Source organism: Brevibacterium sp. 1718, assembly GCF_051131255.1.
In the GTDB taxonomy this organism is placed as follows: domain Bacteria; phylum Actinomycetota; class Actinomycetes; order Actinomycetales; family Brevibacteriaceae; genus Brevibacterium; species Brevibacterium sediminis.
Map to the genome: position 1 here is coordinate 1,229,366 of NZ_CP186550.1, position 16,757 is coordinate 1,246,122.

15 protein-coding genes are annotated in these 16,757 nt (G+C 63.5%); 8 read left to right on the plus strand and 7 right to left on the minus strand.

All coding sequences use genetic code 11. The features are described from left to right. Positions 1 to 2: 2 nt before the first annotated feature. The 4 genes from ACOZ9V_RS05320 to ACOZ9V_RS05335 all read left to right on the plus strand — a co-directional run bounded on the left by ACOZ9V_RS05320 (position 3) and on the right by ACOZ9V_RS05335 (position 4,892). The gene (locus tag ACOZ9V_RS05320; RefSeq protein ID WP_181270896.1) at positions 3 to 1,853 is read left to right on the plus strand and encodes a PH domain-containing protein; all 1,851 of its coding nucleotides are present in this window, start codon (positions 3 to 5) and stop codon (positions 1,851 to 1,853) included. Then, positions 1,850 to 2,740 (plus strand): Rossmann-like and DUF2520 domain-containing protein, encoded by an 891-nt coding sequence (locus tag ACOZ9V_RS05325; RefSeq protein WP_434594283.1) that lies wholly within the window; start codon positions 1,850 to 1,852, stop codon positions 2,738 to 2,740. The genes ACOZ9V_RS05320 and ACOZ9V_RS05325 overlap by 4 nt, the downstream gene beginning before the upstream one ends. 44 nt (positions 2,741 to 2,784) lie before the next feature. Further along, complete coding sequence (gene lysS, locus ACOZ9V_RS05330; RefSeq protein ID WP_181270894.1) at positions 2,785 to 4,344, plus strand: lysine--tRNA ligase; 1,560 nt, start codon at positions 2,785 to 2,787, stop codon at positions 4,342 to 4,344. Between the two features lie 218 nt (positions 4,345 to 4,562). Next, a complete protein-coding gene (locus ACOZ9V_RS05335; protein ID WP_092015973.1) occupies positions 4,563 to 4,892 on the plus strand; it encodes a histone-like nucleoid-structuring protein Lsr2 in 330 nt (109 codons plus the stop codon). A gap of 294 nt (positions 4,893 to 5,186) precedes the next feature. Here the strand turns inward: ACOZ9V_RS05335 and ACOZ9V_RS05340 are convergent, their stop codons facing one another. Beyond that, positions 5,187 to 6,077, minus strand: coding sequence for a macrolide 2'-phosphotransferase (locus ACOZ9V_RS05340; protein ID WP_181270893.1), 891 nt, complete (start codon positions 6,075 to 6,077; stop codon positions 5,187 to 5,189). A 150-nt stretch (positions 6,078 to 6,227) separates the two neighbouring features. Between ACOZ9V_RS05340 and ACOZ9V_RS05345 the strand changes: the two genes are divergently transcribed. Further along, on the plus strand, positions 6,228 to 8,768 hold the full coding sequence (locus tag ACOZ9V_RS05345) for an ATP-dependent Clp protease ATP-binding subunit (RefSeq protein WP_181270892.1): 2,541 nt from the start codon (positions 6,228 to 6,230) through the stop codon (positions 8,766 to 8,768). 106 nt (positions 8,769 to 8,874) lie between these two features. Then, positions 8,875 to 9,459: an amino-acid N-acetyltransferase gene (locus ACOZ9V_RS05350; protein WP_139468645.1), complete on the plus strand. Its 585-nt coding sequence runs from the start codon at positions 8,875 to 8,877 to the stop codon at positions 9,457 to 9,459. Positions 9,460 to 9,583: 124 nt separating this feature from the next. Here the strand turns inward: ACOZ9V_RS05350 and ACOZ9V_RS05355 are convergent, their stop codons facing one another. Then, on the minus strand, positions 9,584 to 10,615 hold the full coding sequence (locus ACOZ9V_RS05355; protein ID WP_181270891.1) for an A/G-specific adenine glycosylase: 1,032 nt from the start codon (positions 10,613 to 10,615) through the stop codon (positions 9,584 to 9,586). Between the two features lie 36 nt (positions 10,616 to 10,651). Between ACOZ9V_RS05355 and ACOZ9V_RS05360 the strand changes: the two genes are divergently transcribed. Further along, positions 10,652 to 11,455, plus strand: coding sequence for a hypothetical protein (locus tag ACOZ9V_RS05360; RefSeq protein ID WP_258233272.1), 804 nt, complete (start codon positions 10,652 to 10,654; stop codon positions 11,453 to 11,455). A 4-nt stretch (positions 11,456 to 11,459) separates the two neighbouring features. Here the strand turns inward: ACOZ9V_RS05360 and ACOZ9V_RS05365 are convergent, their stop codons facing one another. The 5 genes from ACOZ9V_RS05365 to ACOZ9V_RS05385 all read right to left on the minus strand — a co-directional run bounded on the left by ACOZ9V_RS05365 (position 11,460) and on the right by ACOZ9V_RS05385 (position 16,320). After that, positions 11,460 to 11,852 carry a VOC family protein gene (locus ACOZ9V_RS05365; protein WP_139468643.1) on the minus strand — a complete coding sequence of 131 codons (393 nt, stop codon included), beginning with the start codon at positions 11,850 to 11,852 and terminating at the stop codon, positions 11,460 to 11,462. Positions 11,853 to 11,895: 43 nt separating this feature from the next. Beyond that, positions 11,896 to 13,263: a DNA repair protein RadA gene (radA, locus tag ACOZ9V_RS05370; protein ID WP_139907236.1), complete on the minus strand. Its 1,368-nt coding sequence runs from the start codon at positions 13,261 to 13,263 to the stop codon at positions 11,896 to 11,898. 171 nt (positions 13,264 to 13,434) lie between these two features. Then, positions 13,435 to 14,202, minus strand: coding sequence for a type I methionyl aminopeptidase (gene map, locus ACOZ9V_RS05375; RefSeq protein WP_434594290.1), 768 nt, complete (start codon positions 14,200 to 14,202; stop codon positions 13,435 to 13,437). Positions 14,203 to 14,332: 130 nt separating this feature from the next. Then, positions 14,333 to 15,520, minus strand: a complete 1,188-nt coding sequence (locus ACOZ9V_RS05380) for an MFS transporter (protein WP_181270889.1) — start codon at positions 15,518 to 15,520, stop codon at positions 14,333 to 14,335. Next, the gene (locus ACOZ9V_RS05385) at positions 15,517 to 16,320 is read right to left on the minus strand and encodes an alpha/beta fold hydrolase (protein WP_181270888.1); all 804 of its coding nucleotides are present in this window, start codon (positions 16,318 to 16,320) and stop codon (positions 15,517 to 15,519) included. The genes ACOZ9V_RS05380 and ACOZ9V_RS05385 overlap by 4 nt, the downstream gene beginning before the upstream one ends. A gap of 22 nt (positions 16,321 to 16,342) precedes the next feature. On the opposite strand from ACOZ9V_RS05385, the gene ACOZ9V_RS05390 reads away from it, so the two are divergent. Then, the gene (locus tag ACOZ9V_RS05390) at positions 16,343 to 16,717 is read left to right on the plus strand and encodes a MerR family transcriptional regulator (protein ID WP_219922241.1); all 375 of its coding nucleotides are present in this window, start codon (positions 16,343 to 16,345) and stop codon (positions 16,715 to 16,717) included. The last annotated feature ends 40 nt before the right edge of the window (positions 16,718 to 16,757 follow it).

Below are 16,757 nucleotides of genomic sequence, written 5' to 3' on the forward strand. Positions count from 1 at the left end.
CCATGAGCGACGCATCTTCACCCGGAATCCCGAACCCCGGCACCGAGGCGGCCGCACCGGAGGTCTGGCACCGCGTCCATCCGCTGACGCCGATCCTCGAGAGCCTCGCTGTCCTCGTCGGTATCTTCATCGCCGCGGCCTACGGTCTGCAGAACTTCTTCCAGAGCGCCGTCGAAGACCTCGCCTCCGGCCGGTCCGTCAACCTCACCTTCGCCGAATGGCTGGGCGCCCACCCGCTGGTGATCCTCGCCGTCGTCGGCGGAATCATTCTGATCCTGGTCCTCACCGCCTTCTTCAGCTGGCTGGCGTGGCGAGTCATGGGGTACCGGGTCGACGCCGAGGCGATCTACTACCGTCGGGGGCTGCTGTCGAAGAAGCTGCGCAAGGCCCGTCTGGACCGCGTCCAGTCGATCGACCTGCAGCAGAAGCTGCTGCCGCGCATGCTCGGCATGGCCGAACTCGTCTTCGATGTCGCCGGCGGCACTGACTCGAACATCTCCCTGAAATACCTGTCGAAGAAACGTGCCGAAGAGCTGCGCGATGAACTTCTCGCCGCGGTGAAAGCGAAGAAGAATGCATCCGCGACGTCTGCTACTGCAGAGTCTGGAGCGGAAGCCGGCCACGGTAGTGCCGAGCCCCATTCAGGCACAGGTACTGCGACAGGAGCCAATGCATCTGCGGGCGACACTGCACGCTTCGGCGCCGGTGGCCACGGCAGCCCGGACCCAGGTGCGGACGGAGAACAGCCGGGCATCGACCGCTCAGTGCCCGAACGCAGCGCCGACAGCATCGGAGTGCGACTGAGCAAGCGCCTGGGCGTCCTGGCCGACGATGTCTCCCACGAAGCGGAACGGAGCCTCAACGACCTGCTGGCTCCGTACAACCTCTCGGCCGATGTCGGCGAGGAGGGAGAGATCATCCGAGTGCCCGCCCATCGGGTCATCGTGTCCTCCCTGCTCAACACCGGAACGCTGATCTCCGTCGGCGTCATCATCGTCCTCGTCGCCATTGCCGTCGTGTTCCTCCTCGTCGGAATCGAGGAAGCCTTCCTCCCGATCCTCATCGGTGGATTGCCCGGCATCTTCGCCGCGTTCGCCGGGTTCAAGAAGAACCTCGACAATGCCAACTTCGTCGTCCGCATCAGCGAAGACGGATTGGCCGTCAGCCACGGACTCTTCTCCACCTCCCGCAAAGTCATCCCGCTCGACCGGCTCCAGGCCGTCTGCCTCCACCAGCCGCTGCTGTGGCGCTGGGCCGGCTGGTGGAGGGCCGAATACAACATCGCCAGCGACGGCGGAAAGAGCGACGAAAACCTGCTCCTGCCGGTCGGCGATATCGACCAGGCACTGCTCATGGTGGGTCTCGCTCTGCCCGATCCGCAGCTGCCCGAAGGCATCTCGGCCGACGGTCTCGTCCGGTCGGCCATGTATGACAGGAAGTCCACCCACCCGGACGCTGCGTCAGCGGAGGCGCTGTTCCACGCGCAGCCGCGCTCCTCGCGGATCCTCGACCCCCTCGTCTGGAGACGACGGGCCTATGCCCTCACCGAATCTCTGCTCGTGCTGCGCCTGGGAGTTCTCGATCGCCGGGTCGACTTCGTGCCCCACGTCAGGGTCCAGTCCCTGCGCTACTACCAAGGGCCGCTGATGAGGGCGCTGAAACTGGGCAGCGTGGCCGTGCACTCGACCGCCGGACCCATCACCCCGCTCGTGAAGCATCAGGACGCCGAAGACGCCAAACGCTTCTTCACCGAACATGCCGAACGTACTCGGATCGCCCGCCAACGCTTCGACGCCGCCGCGAAGTCGGCGCACACCGCCCCCATCGAGACCCACGAGGAAGACAACGGATGAACCAGGACGAGGCACCACGGCTGGGCATCGGAATCATCGGCTGCGGCCGAGTCGGAGCCAGCATCGGAGCGTCCTGGCGGCAGGCCGGTCACGCGATCGTCGGAGTCAGCGCCACCTCGACGGCCAGCCTCGAACGCGCGGAGGACATGTTGCCCGGAGTGCCGGTCCTCGACCCCGATGCGATCGCCGAACGCGCCGAACTCGTGCTCATCGCCGTTCCCGATGACGAGATCGCTCCCTTGGTCACGGGCCTGGCCAGCCTCGGCCGCATCCATGCCGGGCAGATCCTCGTACACTGCTCCGGCCGATACGGAACGGAGGTCCTCGAGGCCGGGACCCGCCTCGGCGCTCTGCCCATCGCTCTGCACCCATCCCTGACATTCACCGGCACCGAGGTCGATCTCAGCCGTCTGCGGCAGGCGACGATCGCGGTCACCGCGCCCGCGCCGATCCGTCCGGTAGGCGAGGCGCTCGTCGTCGAACTCGGTGCCGAACCGATCGACATCGCCGAGGCGGACCGTCCCCTCTACCACGCGGCCATCACCCACGCGTCGAACCATTCGATCACGATCCTCGCCGAGGCCATGGAGCTGCTCACCGAAGCAGGGGTCGCCGATCCGTCGGCCGTCCTCCGCACCCTCGTCGACGCCAGCGTCGCCAACACCATGCAGAACGGACCGAAGGCACTGACCGGTCCGATCAGCCGCGGTGACGTCGGAACAATCGAAGCGCACCTGGCGGCACTGAGCGAGTTCAGCCTCAGCCGATCGAATCCTGCCGTGCGCAACAGCTACATCGCACTCGCCCGATCGACGGCCGCGAAAGCACTGGCGATGGGACGGATCACAGAAGCCCAGGCACAGCAGATCCTGAGCGCTCTGGACTGACAGTCGAATTCCCCCGTACGGCCCGTCCACGGTAGCCTTGAAGCATGGCGAATACCGACTCGAAGACACCTGAGAACGCAGACCTTTCACCCGAACACCTCGATCCGGAACAGATCCGGATTCGAAAGGACAAGCGCCAGCGTCTCCTCGACGACGGAACCGATGCCTACCCGGTGACGGTGCCCCGCACCCACAGCCTCGCCGAGGTCCACGCCACCCACGATGGACTCGATGCGGGGGAGGAGACCGAGGCTGTCGTCGGCGTCATCGGCCGAGTCGTCTTCGTCCGCACCACCGGCAAACTCTGCTTCGTCACACTGCAGTCCGGTGACGGCACCCGCCTGCAGGGCATGCTCTCGCTGCGCGAAGTCGGCCAGGAGCGCCTTGATGACTTCAAGACCGACGTCGACCTCGGCGACTTCCTGTTCCTGCACGGAAAGGTCATCAAGTCCAAGCGCGGTGAGCTCTCCGTCCTCGCGGACTCCTGGACCATGGCGTCGAAGGCCCTCCGCCCGCTGCCCGGACTGCACACCGAACTCGCCGAGGACACCCGCGTCCGCCAGCGCTACCTCGACCTCATCACCCGCGAGCAGGCTCGGGAGACGATGCTCACCCGTGCCAAGGTGATGTCGTCGCTCCGGAAGACCTTCGCGGACCAGGACTTCGTCGAGATCGAGACGCCGATGCTGCAGACCATGCACGGCGGTGCCTCGGCACGCCCGTTCAAGACGCATATGAACGCCTACGACATCGACATGTACCTGCGCATCGCCCCGGAGCTGTTCCTCAAGCGGGCGGTCGTCGGCGGAATCGAGAACGTCTTCGAGATCAACCGCAACTTCCGCAACGAGGGTGCTGACTCCACTCACTCCCCGGAATTCGCGATGCTCGAGGCCTATCAGTCCTTCGGCGATTACCATTCGATCGCCGATCTCACGAAGACCCTCATCCAGAACGCCGCCCAGGAAGCCACCGGATCGCTCGTCGTCACTCTCGACGACGGCACGGACTACGACTTCGGCGGAGACTGGCCGGTCGTGAGCATGTACGACTCCCTGTCCGAGCTGTCCGGCGTCGAGGTGACCCCGGAGACCGGACTGGACGTCCTCGATAAGATCGCCGCCGACAACGGCGTCGACATGGGCGGAGTCTTCCGCTCACACGGAAAGTACGTCGAAGAGCTGTGGGAGCACTTCTACCAGGACAAGCTCTGGGCTCCGACCTTCGTCACCGACTTCCCGGTCGACACCTCACCTCTGGTGCGTGAGCACCGGACGAAGAAGGGCGTCGTGGAGAAGTGGGATCTGTATGTGCGCGGCTTCGAGCTGGCAACCGGCTATTCGGAGCTCGTCGACCCGATCATCCAGCGTCAGCGTTTCGAGGCTCAGGCAGCGGACGCCGCTCGCGGTGACGATGAGGCGATGGGCCTCGATGAGGACTTCCTCATGGCGATGGAGCACGGAATGCCGCCGACCGGCGGAATGGGCATGGGACTCGACCGTCTGCTCATGGCGCTGACCGGTTTGGGAATTCGTGAAACCATTCTGTTCCCATTCACCAAGCCTTTGGCTTCTTCGCAGGAGGACTCGGCTCAGGAAGGCTGATCTGATTATGTTGGATATCCTCAAAGCTCTGCTCCCGTCGATCTGTGTGGGATTGCTGTTCTGGTATGTGTTCCGGAATATCGTCCGCGCAGATCGCAATGAACGCGAACAGGTAGATAAATACTATTCAGAGATTGAAGTTAGCGAAGTCGACGATAATCCCCGAACGGATGTTAAGATGACAGCGACAAAATCCTCTGATTACGAAAAGAGTGAACATGGCAAGGGAAATGCGCCTCGTTCTCACGGATGATTTCGACGGAAGCGAAGCGGCGGAAACCGTTCGTTTCAGCCTCGACCAGGCAACGTACGAACTCGAGCTCTCAACCGAGAATGCCGACAAGCTCCGTGAGACGTTCGCCCCATTCATCGCCAAAGCACGTCGTGTAGCCAACACCGGTGGCCGTGGCCGCCGTGCGGGTTCGTCGGGCCCCAAGCGGGACACGGCGAAGATCCGCGAGTGGGCTCAGAACAACGGGTACCAGCTCGGTGATCGTGGACGGATCCCGCTGGAGATCGTCGAAGCATACGAAGCAGCGGAGAAGTAAGAGGCTCATTCGAAAGCCGATAACTTCCGATTAGGCCCGAGGGGCCAGCGAATTGATTCGCTGGCCCCTCGGGCATTTTGTGCTCGGCCTCGGTATTGTCAATTGCCCTCTTCCGGCGATGCGGCAACACAGCAGTGATGAAACATCACAGACAATTGCCAGGTGGAGAGTAGTTGAAAATCATATCGATTGATGGCGCAGCCAAATGATTCGATGAAGTTGCACATGAATCAAGGGAGCCTGCACTGCGGCTGAGGAAATGCCTGTGCTCATCGCACGGCTGTTGAAGTCGGTTCAGTTCTCCGGGTTCAATTGAGTTCGTGCCGCACTCATATGCTCCGGGTCTCCGGTCTGCAGAGCGAACAGCCCCAAATCGACGGGCGACGTCGAGTAGAGCTCGCCGCAGTGCTCTGCAAACCTGGGCCAGATCCGTCCGCCGGCTTCCACGTATCGCGCGATCGTGTTCTCGAACGCCGAGGCCGAGACACTGGCGTGATGGAACATGAAATCTCTGGCCGGATCGCCGATTGCAGCGGTCGTCCAGTCGAGGATGCTCAGATTGACCGGTCCGTCCATGAGCTGATGCGCCGGGTACACCTCGCCATGAGTCACGGTTGAGAATGACGGCCAATAGCTGTCATCGTCGAGCCACGCGGTCCACCGCCGGAGGAGGTTCTGCGCTACTTCGAACTCAGCGGCGACGTTCTCGATGTCTTCGCGCTTGCGCTGCCGGATCTCCGTGGGGGAGAACTCCGGAATGCCTGTGTCCCGAACGGCAGCCGGGTCGACGGTGTGAAGTTCGGCGAGGACCGATCCGAGCGATGCGGCATACTCGGGGGATTCGACATCGAAATGCCACTGCGGCTGACCACTGTCATCGATCGTCAGCCCGGGAGTGCCCGGCAGCAGCGGATAGGCGATGAGGTCCGTGGAGTGGATCTGCCAATTCGGGACCGCGACACTCATGCGCGGTGCGATGGCCTTGAGGAAGCGGCCCTCGACGGCGGCGCGGGCGGAGGCATCCGGACGCCGAGGTATCCGGAGCACCCAGGATCGACCGTCGACCGCCTCGGCGATGGCGACCTGGAAGTCGAGACCGAGCTCGTTGATGACGATGGAATCGGTGATGATGTCGAGACCGTGGGCCCGGGCCAGGTCCCGGATGATCGTGGGATCTGTGGGCATGTCTGCATCCTCTCTGACGTTGCTGTGTGGGTCTCGAGTCTAGAGAATTTCGCCCACAGCCAAACGGTTTCGGCTGATGGCGAAACCTGCAATAGAACCGCGGTCGTGGTGGTTAGGCTCAGGAGAATCAGAAGACCGAGGAGGATGAATATGTTCGAGCGGTTCACCGACCGAGCACGACGCGTCGTGGTGCTTGCGCAGGAAGAAGCGAAACTTCTCAAACACAACTACATCGGCACCGAGCACATTCTGCTCGGCCTCATCCATGAGGGTGAAGGTCTGGCAGCGAAGGCACTCGAGGGTATGGACATCTCCCTCGAGCAGGTGCGCGACCAGGTCCAGGAGATCATCGGTCAGGGACAGCAGGCTCCGAGCGGCCATATTCCCTTCACCCCACGGGCGAAGAAGGTCCTCGAGCTCAGCCTCCGTGAAGCACTGCAGCTGGGTCACAGCTACATCGGCACCGAGCACATTCTGCTCGGCCTCATCCGTGAGGGCGAGGGCGTTGCCGCGCAGGTGCTCGTCAAGCTCGGCGCGGACCTCGGACGCGTCCGCCAGGAAGTCATCAAGCTGCTGTCGGGCTACCAGGGCAAGGAGCCCGTGTCCGCCGGCGGCCGCGAAGAGGGAACTCCCTCGGGATCGCTCGTGCTCGACCAGTTCGGCACCAACCTCACCGCTGCGGCCCGCGAGGCCAAGCTCGACCCGGTCATCGGCCGGCACGAGCAGATGCAGCGCGTGATGCAGATCCTCTCGCGTCGCACGAAGAACAACCCGGTCCTCATCGGTGAACCCGGTGTCGGCAAGACGGCTGTCGTCGAAGGACTCGCACAGGCCATCGTCAACGGCGATGTCCCCGAGATCCTCGCCGACAAGCAGCTCTACACCCTCGACCTCGGTTCGCTGGTCGCAGGCTCCCGCTACCGCGGTGACTTCGAAGAGCGTCTGAAGAAGGTCCTCAAGGAGATCCGCACCCGCGGCGACATCATCCTCTTCATCGACGAGATCCACACCCTGGTGGGTGCCGGAGCCGCCGAAGGTGCGATCGATGCCGCTTCGATCCTCAAGCCCATGCTGGCTCGCGGAGAGCTGCAGACCATCGGTGCGACCACGCTGGACGAGTACCGCAAGCACATCGAGAAGGATGCCGCTCTCGAGCGCCGGTTCCAGCCGATCCAGGTTCCCGAACCGTCGCTGGCGCATTCGATCGAGATCCTCAAGGGTCTGCGGGACAAGTACGAAGCGCACCACAAGGTCACCGTCACCGACGGAGCCCTGGCAGCCGCTGTCAACATGTCCGATCGCTACATCAACGACCGGTACCTGCCGGATAAGGCGATCGACCTCATCGACGAAGCCGGTGCCAAGCTGCGCATCTCGCGTCTGTCGGTTCCCCAGGAGGTGCGTGACCTGGAGGAGAAGATCCTCGAGGCCCGCCACCGCAAGGAAGCCGCCATCGATGCTCAGGACTTCGAACTGGCAGCTTCGGAGCGCGATTCCGAGATGAAGCTGCAGAAGGAGAAGGAAGAGCAGACCGAGGCGTGGCGCAAGTCCGGCACCGACACCTCGAAGGTCGTCGACGCCGATCTCATCGCCGAAGTGCTCGCCTCTGCCACCGGCATTCCGATCTTCAAGCTCACCGAGGAAGAGTCCTCGCGTCTGCTGCGGATGGAAGACGAGCTGCACAAGCGCGTCATCGGTCAGGACGATGCGGTCAAGGCGATCTCGCGGGCGATCCGTCGTACCCGCGCCGGGCTGAAGGATCCGAAGCGCCCCTCCGGCTCGTTCATCTTCGCGGGCCCCACCGGCGTCGGCAAGACCGAGCTGGCCAAGGCTCTCTCGGAGTTCCTCTTCGGCGATGAGGACTCGCTCATCAGCCTCGACATGTCCGAATACTCGGAGAAGCACACAGTTTCGCGACTGTTCGGTTCGCCTCCGGGATATGTCGGATACGAAGAGGGCGGTCAGCTCACGGAGAAGGTCCGCCGGAAGCCGTTCTCGGTCGTCCTCTTCGACGAGGTGGAGAAGGCCCACTCGGACATCTTCAACTCGCTGCTGCAGATCCTCGAGGATGGTCGCCTGACCGACTCGCAGGGTCGTGAGGTGGACTTCAAGAACACCATCATCATCATGACGACCAACCTCGGTACGCGTGATGTTTCGAGCGGACTCCAGCTCGGATTCCAGGTCGAGGGTGACACGAAGACCAACTACGACCGGATGAAGCAGCGGGTCAACGAAGAGCTCAAGCAGCACTTCCGTCCCGAGTTCCTCAACCGTGTCGATGACACGATCGTGTTCCCGCAGCTGAGCATGGTCGAGATCATCAGGATCGTCGATCTCTTCCTCGAGCGTCTCGACGTCCGTCTGGCAGATCAGGGCATGAAGGTCGACGTCACGGCCAAGGCGAAGGATCTGCTCGCCGAGCGCGGCTACGATCCCGTTCTGGGTGCCCGTCCTCTGCGTCGGACCATCCAGCTCGAGATCGAGGACACTCTGTCGGAGAAGATCCTGTTCAAGGAGATCGGACGCGGCCAGACCATCAAGGTCGACGTCAAGGGCGAAGGAAAGGACGCTGAGTTCACCTTCGAAGGCATCGAGACCGAGAGCCTGAAGCCCGCTGAGGATGATGACAGCGAACTCGCAGGTTTGGGTTCGTCCGGTTCGAGCGGATCCTCGGAGACCTCGGTCTGACCGTTCATCACCTTCTCGGATGACGCCTAAGAGTCCGGGGAGTCGGCAGCAGCCGGCTCCCCGGACTCTTTCGTGTTCGCCTCCGGTGATGGTGTTGAATGTCGGTATGAGCTCACACGCAGGCGACTTCGATCACGGACTGATCTCCGAGGACCATCATTCAAAGCACGAACTCCCAGGAGGTCTGTACCTGCGACGAGCGAGGACCGGCGACGTCAAAGGCATCGAAGCCCTGGTCGCCCCACTGGCCGGTGAGCGGATCCTGCTCGCCAAGGACACGGTGACCTACTTCGAGTCGCTGCAGGAGTTCTGGCTGGTCGTCGACCCGCAGCCCGATGGTTCCGAGATCCTCGCCGGCTGCGGCGCCCTGCACATCATCTGGGCGGATCTCGCCGAGGCGCGCACGGTCGCCACGTCACCGGACTATCGGGGCAGGGGAGTGGGCAAGGCGATCATCAAGCAGCTGCTCGCCGATGCTCGTGAGATCGGAGTCGACCGGGTGTTCTGCCTGACCTTCGAGACCGGATTCTTCGGTTCGCTCGGCTTCGAACCGATCAAGGGCATCCCCGTCTCACCCGAGGTCTACGTCGAGCTGCTTCACTCCACCGATGAGGGCGTCGCAGAGTTTCTCGACCTGGCCAGGGTCAAACCGAATACCCTGGGCAACTCACGGATGATCAAATACCTCTGAGGCAGACCCTGATCCTGCCCGTCACCGGCGGGCGTCGGTCTTGGCCACGCTCTCACCGGCCGGTGTAGGCGACTGCCGCACACGCACCGTCCAGTGGCGACGTCTGCCACGTTCGGGACCTGATTCAGCTGTTCGGCAATGCCAATCGGCCATCGACCTGTTGTGCCAGACCGTCGTCGACGAGGTCGGAGATGAGCCGATTGATCCTGTCCTGGTCCGCACTGAGTTCACGCACTCGCGCCACCGCCGTGGCCGTCGATTCGGCCAGTGAGTCGAGAAACACCGGGTCGAAGTCGGTCACCGAGGCGGTGAAGACGTCGAGCCGGACACCGCGTCGGTCGTCCCCGGCGACGTGCGCTGCCTTGAGGACATCCATGATCGCACCGCGCAGCTGTCGATCGGTGCCTGCCCACTTCTGAGTCTTCGGTTTCGTCGCCGAGGCGGGTCTGCCCAACTGGTTCCATGTGCAGATGTCCTGGAGCGGGCAAGCGGGGCAGTCGGGATTGCGTGCCGTGCAGACGAGGGCTCCGAACTCCATGACTCCGGCGTTCCACTCAACGTGCTTTTCCTCGGGCACCAGGGCGGCCGCCCAGGCAGTCTCCTTCCGGCCAGGTGAGCTGGTGGGGCGTTCCCGGCCCGCGAAGAGGCGGATGAGGACCCGACGCACGTTCGTGTCGAGCACGGTCGTCTTTCTGCCGAAAGCGAAGGAGGAGACCGCGGCGGCGGTATAGGACCCGATGCCCGGCAGTCGTTCGAGCTCTTCGGTCGTTTCGGGAACCCGGTTGTCCAGGTCCGCAGCGATGACTTCGGCGGCTTCCTGCAGTCGCAGCGCTCTGCGCGGATAGCCCAAGCGGTCCCATGCATGGAGGACTTCGGCGGTCGGGGCGGCGGCGAGGTCGGCCGGTGTCGGCCACTTGTCCATCCACGCACGCCACCGCGGTTCGACTCGGGCGACAGGGGTCTGTTGGGACATGATCTCACTGACGAGGATTGCCCAGGCGCTCGTGTTCGGGTGCCTCCACGGCAGGTCCCGGGCGGTGTCCTCGAACCAGGTGATGATGGTGTCCTGGACTCGTCTGAGCACAGGTTCGGACACCTCGGGGAAGGCGGAGGTCGACCCGGAGGGATTCGATTCGGGACCGGCTCGGTGTGTCATTTGGATGCTCAATCGCTTCGGCCTAGGCTCAAAGCGATGACTCCTTCCAATCGTGGTTCGCAGCCGAACAGAGCTGCCGGGCAGCCTCGCCAGTCTAGCGGGAAGCTGCCTGCTCACGTGTACCGCCGACGCCGCATCACGCTTGCTGTGGCCAGCCTCCTCGTCCTGGGGCTTCTCGTGCTCGGAATCGTCGGTATCGTCAAAGCCATCGGCGGCCGCAGCGACGGATCGGACAAGGTTGCAGCCGAGGAGACTACCCCGGCCGAATCGACGACGGCGGCACCCGTGCCGGATAAGAAGGCAGCGAGCGGAAAGTGCCCGGAGGACAAAGTCTCGCTGAAGGCCAAGGTCGATCCGAAATCCGTGAAGGACGGGAAAGAACCCGAATTCGGCATGGTCATCGAGAACGGCCACACCGCCACGTGCCTCATCGAGGTCGGTACCGATAAGCAGGAATTCATCGTCGAAAAGAACGGTGATGTCGTGTGGTCGTCGGAGTACTGCGCGGCGGCGAAAGACGAGAATGCCGAAGCTTCCACGGAGTTCGCACCGCAGTCGGAGAAGACTGCGAAGCTCAAATGGAACCGGATCAAGGTCGACAAGAACTGCAACCGCGAAGACGCTGACTTCGCCCCCGGCGACTACGAGCTCATCGTGAAGCTCGATGACAAGAAGAGCGAACCGACGCCGTTCGAGCTCGAGAAGAGCGCCGCCGATAAGGCCAAAGAGAAGAAAGCCGCGGAGAAGAAGAAGAAAGCCGACGAGGAGAAGAAGTCGGAAAAGGAATCCGGCGAGAAGGACTCCTCGGATGAGAAGCAGTCAGAGGAACCGCAGGACTGAGTCCTCAGGCACCACGGTAGGAGCCGACTCCCCAAGAGTTCCCGTCGTGGTCGCGGAAGTCGAATTCGCGGCCGCCGTAGTCTTGAGTCGCTACCGGTCGCACGATCGCATGCCCCAGGTCGACGATCTCCTGGTAGAGCCGGTCCACTTCTCGTTCGGTGTCGACGACGACGTAGATCGAGCTTCCGCCCACTGCATCGAGTGCCGATCCGTCGTTGCGGACCGAACCGAACATGATCCCGCCGTTGTCACCGAGCGCGAATTCGGCATGCTCGACGAGGGCCGGGTCCTGCTCATTGCGCACGAGCAGTCTTTCGGTGAACCCGAGCGTGACCAGCAGTTCGATCGTCGCTGCGGCATCGGTGGTCCGGAAGGCGGGAAAAACTGTCGTGGTCATGACACCAGGATGCTCCAAAACCAAGCGAAAGTCCCGAACTTTCTTACTTCTGCTCCCGAAGACCCTGCTTCGTCAGCATCAGTTCGACCGCCCCGGCGATGTGTTCGCACTCCTCGACCTCCATCTTGTCCGGTGCCGCCACATTGGTCATGGCTCCCTTGGCGACGACGGCATGGGTGATGCCCAGTCGTTTGGCTTCGTTGAGGCGTTGGCCGAGATTGGGGACATTGCGGATCTCCCCTGACAGGCTGACTTCGCCGATCGCGACGAGGTGGCGAGCCAGCGGCTTGCCGAGCAGCGCCGAGGCCAGGGACATGCAGATCGCGAGGTCGCTGGCCGGCTCGGAGAGCTTCGCTCCGCCGACTGTGGCGGTGAAGACATCGCTCTTGGCGAGGTTCGCCTGCGCGACATTCTGGCTGAGCACAGCCAGCATCATCGCCACTCGGGAGGAATCGACTCCGGAGACCGAGCGACGGGACTGGCCGCCGGCGGATTCTGTGATGAGCGATTGGACTTCGACGAGCAGCGGTCGCTTGCCCTCCTGCGTCACCGTTAGGCAAGTGCCGGGCGGATTCGCACCGCTGCGCGAGAGGAACAGTCCCGACGGGTCCTCGAGACTCTTGATCCCGTTCTCCTCCATATCGAAACAGCCCACGTCGTCGGTGGGGCCGAAGCGATTCTTCACCGCGCGCAGCATACGCAGACGCGAATGCCTCTCACCTTCGAAGGTGCATACGACGTCGACGAGGTGCTCGAGAAGGCGAGGACCGGCGATCGTGCCGTCCTTCGTGATGTGGCCGACGAGCACAGTCGGCAAAGATCGGGCCTTGGCTTCCCTGATGAGGGCGGAGGCGACTTCGCGGACCTGGGTGACTCCGCCGGGGATGCCTTCGACCTCGGAGGATGCCAAAGTTTGGATCGAGTCGACGACGAGCAGCTCCGGCTGTTCGGATTCGATCATTCCCAGTACCGACCCCAGATCGGTCTCGGCGGCGAGGAGCAGCGAGTCGGCCAGGGCATTGATCCGTTCGGCGCGCAGCCGCACCTGACCGGCGGATTCCTCACCGGTGACATACAGAACCTTGACCCCGAACATGGCGATCTTCGCGGCGACGTCGAGCAGCAGCGTCGACTTGCCGACCCCCGGCTCGCCGGAGAGCAGGACAACGGCGCCAGGCACGATGCCACCGCCGAGCACCCGATCGAACTCGGGGACGAACGTCGATCTCGCCTGCGCGAGCGTCGAGTCGATCTCGCTGATCGGCTTCGCCGCATTGGATTTCTTGACCTTCGTCTTCACCTTCGACGAGTTCGCGCCCTTTTCCTCAAGGGTGCCCCAGGCCTGGCATTCGGGGCAGCGTCCCAACCATTTGACCGTCGAATAGCCGCATTCCGAGCATGTGAAAGACATACCGCAATTCTGGCACGGGCCGCTGACACGAGAGTCCTTGCTCGAGAGTCCGGCCTCAGTGACAAGGAGAGCTGGCCGGTGCGCACTGCAGTGGGGGAGCTCGGTGAATGCAGAAGGGCGCCCGACGATGAGTTCGTCGGACGCCCCTGCCGGCAGAGTGCGGCAGCCAGGTCAGTCGAGCGTGGTGAGGATTCGGGGACCATCCTCGGTGATGGCGATCGTGTTCTCCGAATGGGCACCATTCGAACCGTCGGCCAGGCGCAGGGTCCAACCGTCCTTGTCGACGGACAACTTCTTCGAGGTGAACGACCACCAGGGTTCGATCGCCAAGGTCAGACCCGGTTTGAGCACCAAGCCGCGACCTCCCTTTCCGCGGTTGGGCACGTGCGGATCCTCGTGCATCGTGTGGCCGAGACCGTGCCCGCCGAAGTCGAGATTGACGGGGATGCGGTGGGCATCGGCGACGTCACCGATGGCCTTCGAGATATCGCCGAGGCGATTGCCTGCTTGGGCGGCGCTGATTCCGGCTTCGAGGCCGGCCCACGTGGTGTCGATGAGGCGCTGGTCCTCGTCGCTGCCGTCGCCGACGACGACGGAGCGGGCAGCGTCGGCAACCCAGCCGTCGATGGAGACGGCGAAGTCGAGGGTGAGCAGGTCGCCGTCCTTGAGGACGTAGCTGTGCGGTTTGCCGTGGAGGACGCCGTCATTGACGGACAGGCAGATGACGTTGCGGAAGGGGCCTGAGCCGAAGGAGGGGGCGTAGTCCCAGTAGCAGGACTTCGCTCCGGCATCCTCGATCATCTTCCGCGCGGTCTTCTCCAGGTGCATGATGTCCATGCCCGGTTCTGCGATCGAGGTCAGCTCGGCCAAGGTCTTCGCGACGAAACGGCCGGTCACCGCCATCTTGTCGATCTCGGCGGGCGTCTTCAGCTCAATCACAGGGGTCTCCTTCGGCGGGGTGCAGGGTTTCGACGGCGTTCACCGGTCCAGAATCGATTTTAGTCCTCGGCGGTTGTGAAGTCGCGGCCGCACCCGGATCTGTGGGCAAGGAGACAGTTGCGGCGTCAAGTCACCGGAGGGCGGAGCCGCGGACTGTCCGTTTCGATCGTGTGGAAGCGAGAACGAAAGGCAGCGCGAGTGCCGCAAACCCCAAACACCACAGAGGCGCGGCTCCGTCGACTCCGAGGGCGAGTCCGCCGATCCACGTGCCGGAGACGATTCCGACCTGGAAACCCACGACGTAGGTGGCCGAAAGCACCGAGGCTCCTACACCTCCGAGTCTGACCACAGTCGACTGCAAGATGGCCGGTGCCGCCGCGACGGGAAGACCCCAGAGGATGATCGCGGGCACGGAGACGCTCTGGTGAATAGACACTCCCAGCGGCAGCAGTCCGGCGAAGACGACGACAGCCGAGCTGACCAGTCTGGGGCGGGCGTCGAGGAACGACGAAGCGAGCCACACGCCCACGACTCCGATCGTTCCGAAAGCGACGAGGAACACCGAATACCCGCCCCCGACGATGCGGTCCGCCGCCGCATATTGGCTGAGATAGGGGTAGAGGACGTAGATGCCGGTCACGAGGAGGAGCGTTGGCGCGGTGACGAAGACGAAGGTCCTCGCCGAGGCGGAGCGATCCTTGGCAGAGTGGCTGTCCGATCGAGGCGGAAGAGACGGGATGGCTGCGAGTGCAGCGAACGCGACGATTGCGGCGACGGTGGCGATGGCGAGAGAGCTTGCCCTCCAGCCGAAGGTCTGTCCGAACAGCGTGACTCCGGGTACTCCGGCCAGCATCGCGGCACTGCTGCCGAGGAAAACCCGTCCTGCAGAGCGCGATTGTCGATCGGCGGGCGCGAGTTCGGCGGCTATGAGCGGGGCGATGCTCCAGAGCGTGACGTGGGTGGAGGCAATGAACGCGCGGGCGATGATGACGACGATGAGGTCCGGGGCGATGGCGACAACTGTCTGTGCGAGCGCGAGAACTGCCAGCGCACCCACCAGGACGGATCGGCGCGGCAGGCGTCGGGTGGCAGCGGTGAATGGGAGGCCGGAGACTCCGGCGATGAGCGCATACCAGCCGATAAGCCCGCCGACCTCAGTAGGAGGGACGCCGAAGTCGGTGGCGATCTCAGGCATCAGTCCCGTCGGCAGCATCTCGGCGACGAGGAAGACGAAGACCGCTGCTGCCAGGACGAGAGTGGGAAGTCGATCTGTCGAAGCCGAATGCGCGGTCGAACGCGGTTCTGCAGGTGTTCTCACAAGTTCCTCCGAGTGAGGAACTCGTCGATGGCGCCGGCCCACAGTTCCGCCTCTGCGGGGGTGAAGATATGCCCCGCATCGTCGAGTTCGACGAGTTCGGACCCGGGGATGCCCGCCGCTAGGGCACGCGTCGAATCCGGGAGGACGATACGGTCTTGACCAGCGGCGATGACGAGTGTGGGCACACTGACCTCGGTAAGACGGCGGCGGATGTCGACCGATCGGGCAAGGCTCATCTGCGGAGCTCGGGCGCTTCCCTGGGCGGAGAGTCCGGCACGGACGTTCGCTTCGGCGGTGATCGAGGTTTGAGGGCTGAGAGCGGCGAGTGTAGCAGGGGAATTCGCAAGGCGGAGCATGGCGGCAAGGTCGTCCACGCGACCGGCGGCTGCCAGGCTCTCATACAGCGAGCTGAACGCGGCCAGTTGTGTATCAGGGCCAGCAAATCCTACGGTGAGGATGAGTCCGGAGACGCGGTCGGGATGGCGAAACGCAGCGGTGATGGCGACTGCCGAGCCTAGAGAGAGGCCCAGGACAGGTACGTGGTCCTGACCCTTCGCGTCGATCCCTGAGACAAGCTCGTCAGCGAGGGCATCGAGGCTGAGCGGCGCTGATCTGGATTCGCGCAGGCCGCTGCCAGGATAGTCGATACCGAAGAGCTGCCGGTGCTGAAGGTGCCCGGCGAGGTCGCTGAAGTTCTCGAGCACGGATCCGCCGGCACCGTGGGCGAGGGCGAGCGGTGCGCCGGAGCCGAGGGTGTGGAGATAGGGCAGTGACGAGGTACGAGTGGAATAGTCGTTCATGCCGATGACGTTATGCATTGACATGGATGTCAAGGTCAAGACCGGCTCTCTGCTTATCGGCGAGCTTGCTGCGGCGACGGGCGCGAGCAGGCGCTCGATTCGGTATTACGAGGAGAAGGGCTTGTTGGACGTTTCGCGCTCGCCTGCGGGATATCGTGAGTACTGTCCAGAGGCCGTGAGAACGATTGCACGCATTCGGCGGCTGCTCGATGCGGGGTTCAATCTCGACGCGATTGCGGTGATGTTGCCGTGCCTCGGAGACGACCCCGCTCGGCCCATCGACATGTGTCCTAAGGTGGCGGCCCAGATCCGTGAGAATGTCGAGAATATCGAAGCCGAGTCCGCTGATCTTGCCCGACGACGGCAGGTGATCCAGGAGCTCATCCGCGTCCGGTGACCCGGAGCCTGCACCTTAGTGAAAGCAACCTTGTCGTCCG

Bases quoted from the DNA above. Each gene is read 5' to 3' on its own strand.
- ACOZ9V_RS05355 (WP_181270891.1), bottom strand. From the start codon at position 10,615: ATGACACACCGAGCCGGTCCCGAATCGAATCCCTCCGGGTCGACCTCC.
- ACOZ9V_RS05320 (WP_181270896.1), top strand. From the start codon at position 3: ATGAGCGACGCATCTTCACCCGGAATCCCGAACCCCGGCACCGAGGCG.
- ACOZ9V_RS05360 (WP_258233272.1), top strand. From the start codon at position 10,652: ATGACTCCTTCCAATCGTGGTTCGCAGCCGAACAGAGCTGCCGGGCAG.
- ACOZ9V_RS05365 (WP_139468643.1), bottom strand. From the start codon at position 11,852: ATGACCACGACAGTTTTTCCCGCCTTCCGGACCACCGATGCCGCAGCG.
- ACOZ9V_RS05340 (WP_181270893.1), bottom strand. From the start codon at position 6,077: ATGCCCACAGATCCCACGATCATCCGGGACCTGGCCCGGGCCCACGGT.
- ACOZ9V_RS05325 (WP_434594283.1), top strand. From the start codon at position 1,850: ATGAACCAGGACGAGGCACCACGGCTGGGCATCGGAATCATCGGCTGC.
- ACOZ9V_RS05390 (WP_219922241.1), top strand. From the start codon at position 16,343: ATGGATGTCAAGGTCAAGACCGGCTCTCTGCTTATCGGCGAGCTTGCT.
- ACOZ9V_RS05335 (WP_092015973.1), top strand. From the start codon at position 4,563: ATGGCAAGGGAAATGCGCCTCGTTCTCACGGATGATTTCGACGGAAGC.
- ACOZ9V_RS05350 (WP_139468645.1), top strand. From the start codon at position 8,875: ATGAGCTCACACGCAGGCGACTTCGATCACGGACTGATCTCCGAGGAC.
- ACOZ9V_RS05345 (WP_181270892.1), top strand. From the start codon at position 6,228: ATGTTCGAGCGGTTCACCGACCGAGCACGACGCGTCGTGGTGCTTGCG.
- ACOZ9V_RS05385 (WP_181270888.1), bottom strand. From the start codon at position 16,320: ATGAACGACTATTCCACTCGTACCTCGTCACTGCCCTATCTCCACACC.
- lysS (WP_181270894.1), top strand. From the start codon at position 2,785: ATGGCGAATACCGACTCGAAGACACCTGAGAACGCAGACCTTTCACCC.
- radA (WP_139907236.1), bottom strand. From the start codon at position 13,263: ATGTCTTTCACATGCTCGGAATGCGGCTATTCGACGGTCAAATGGTTG.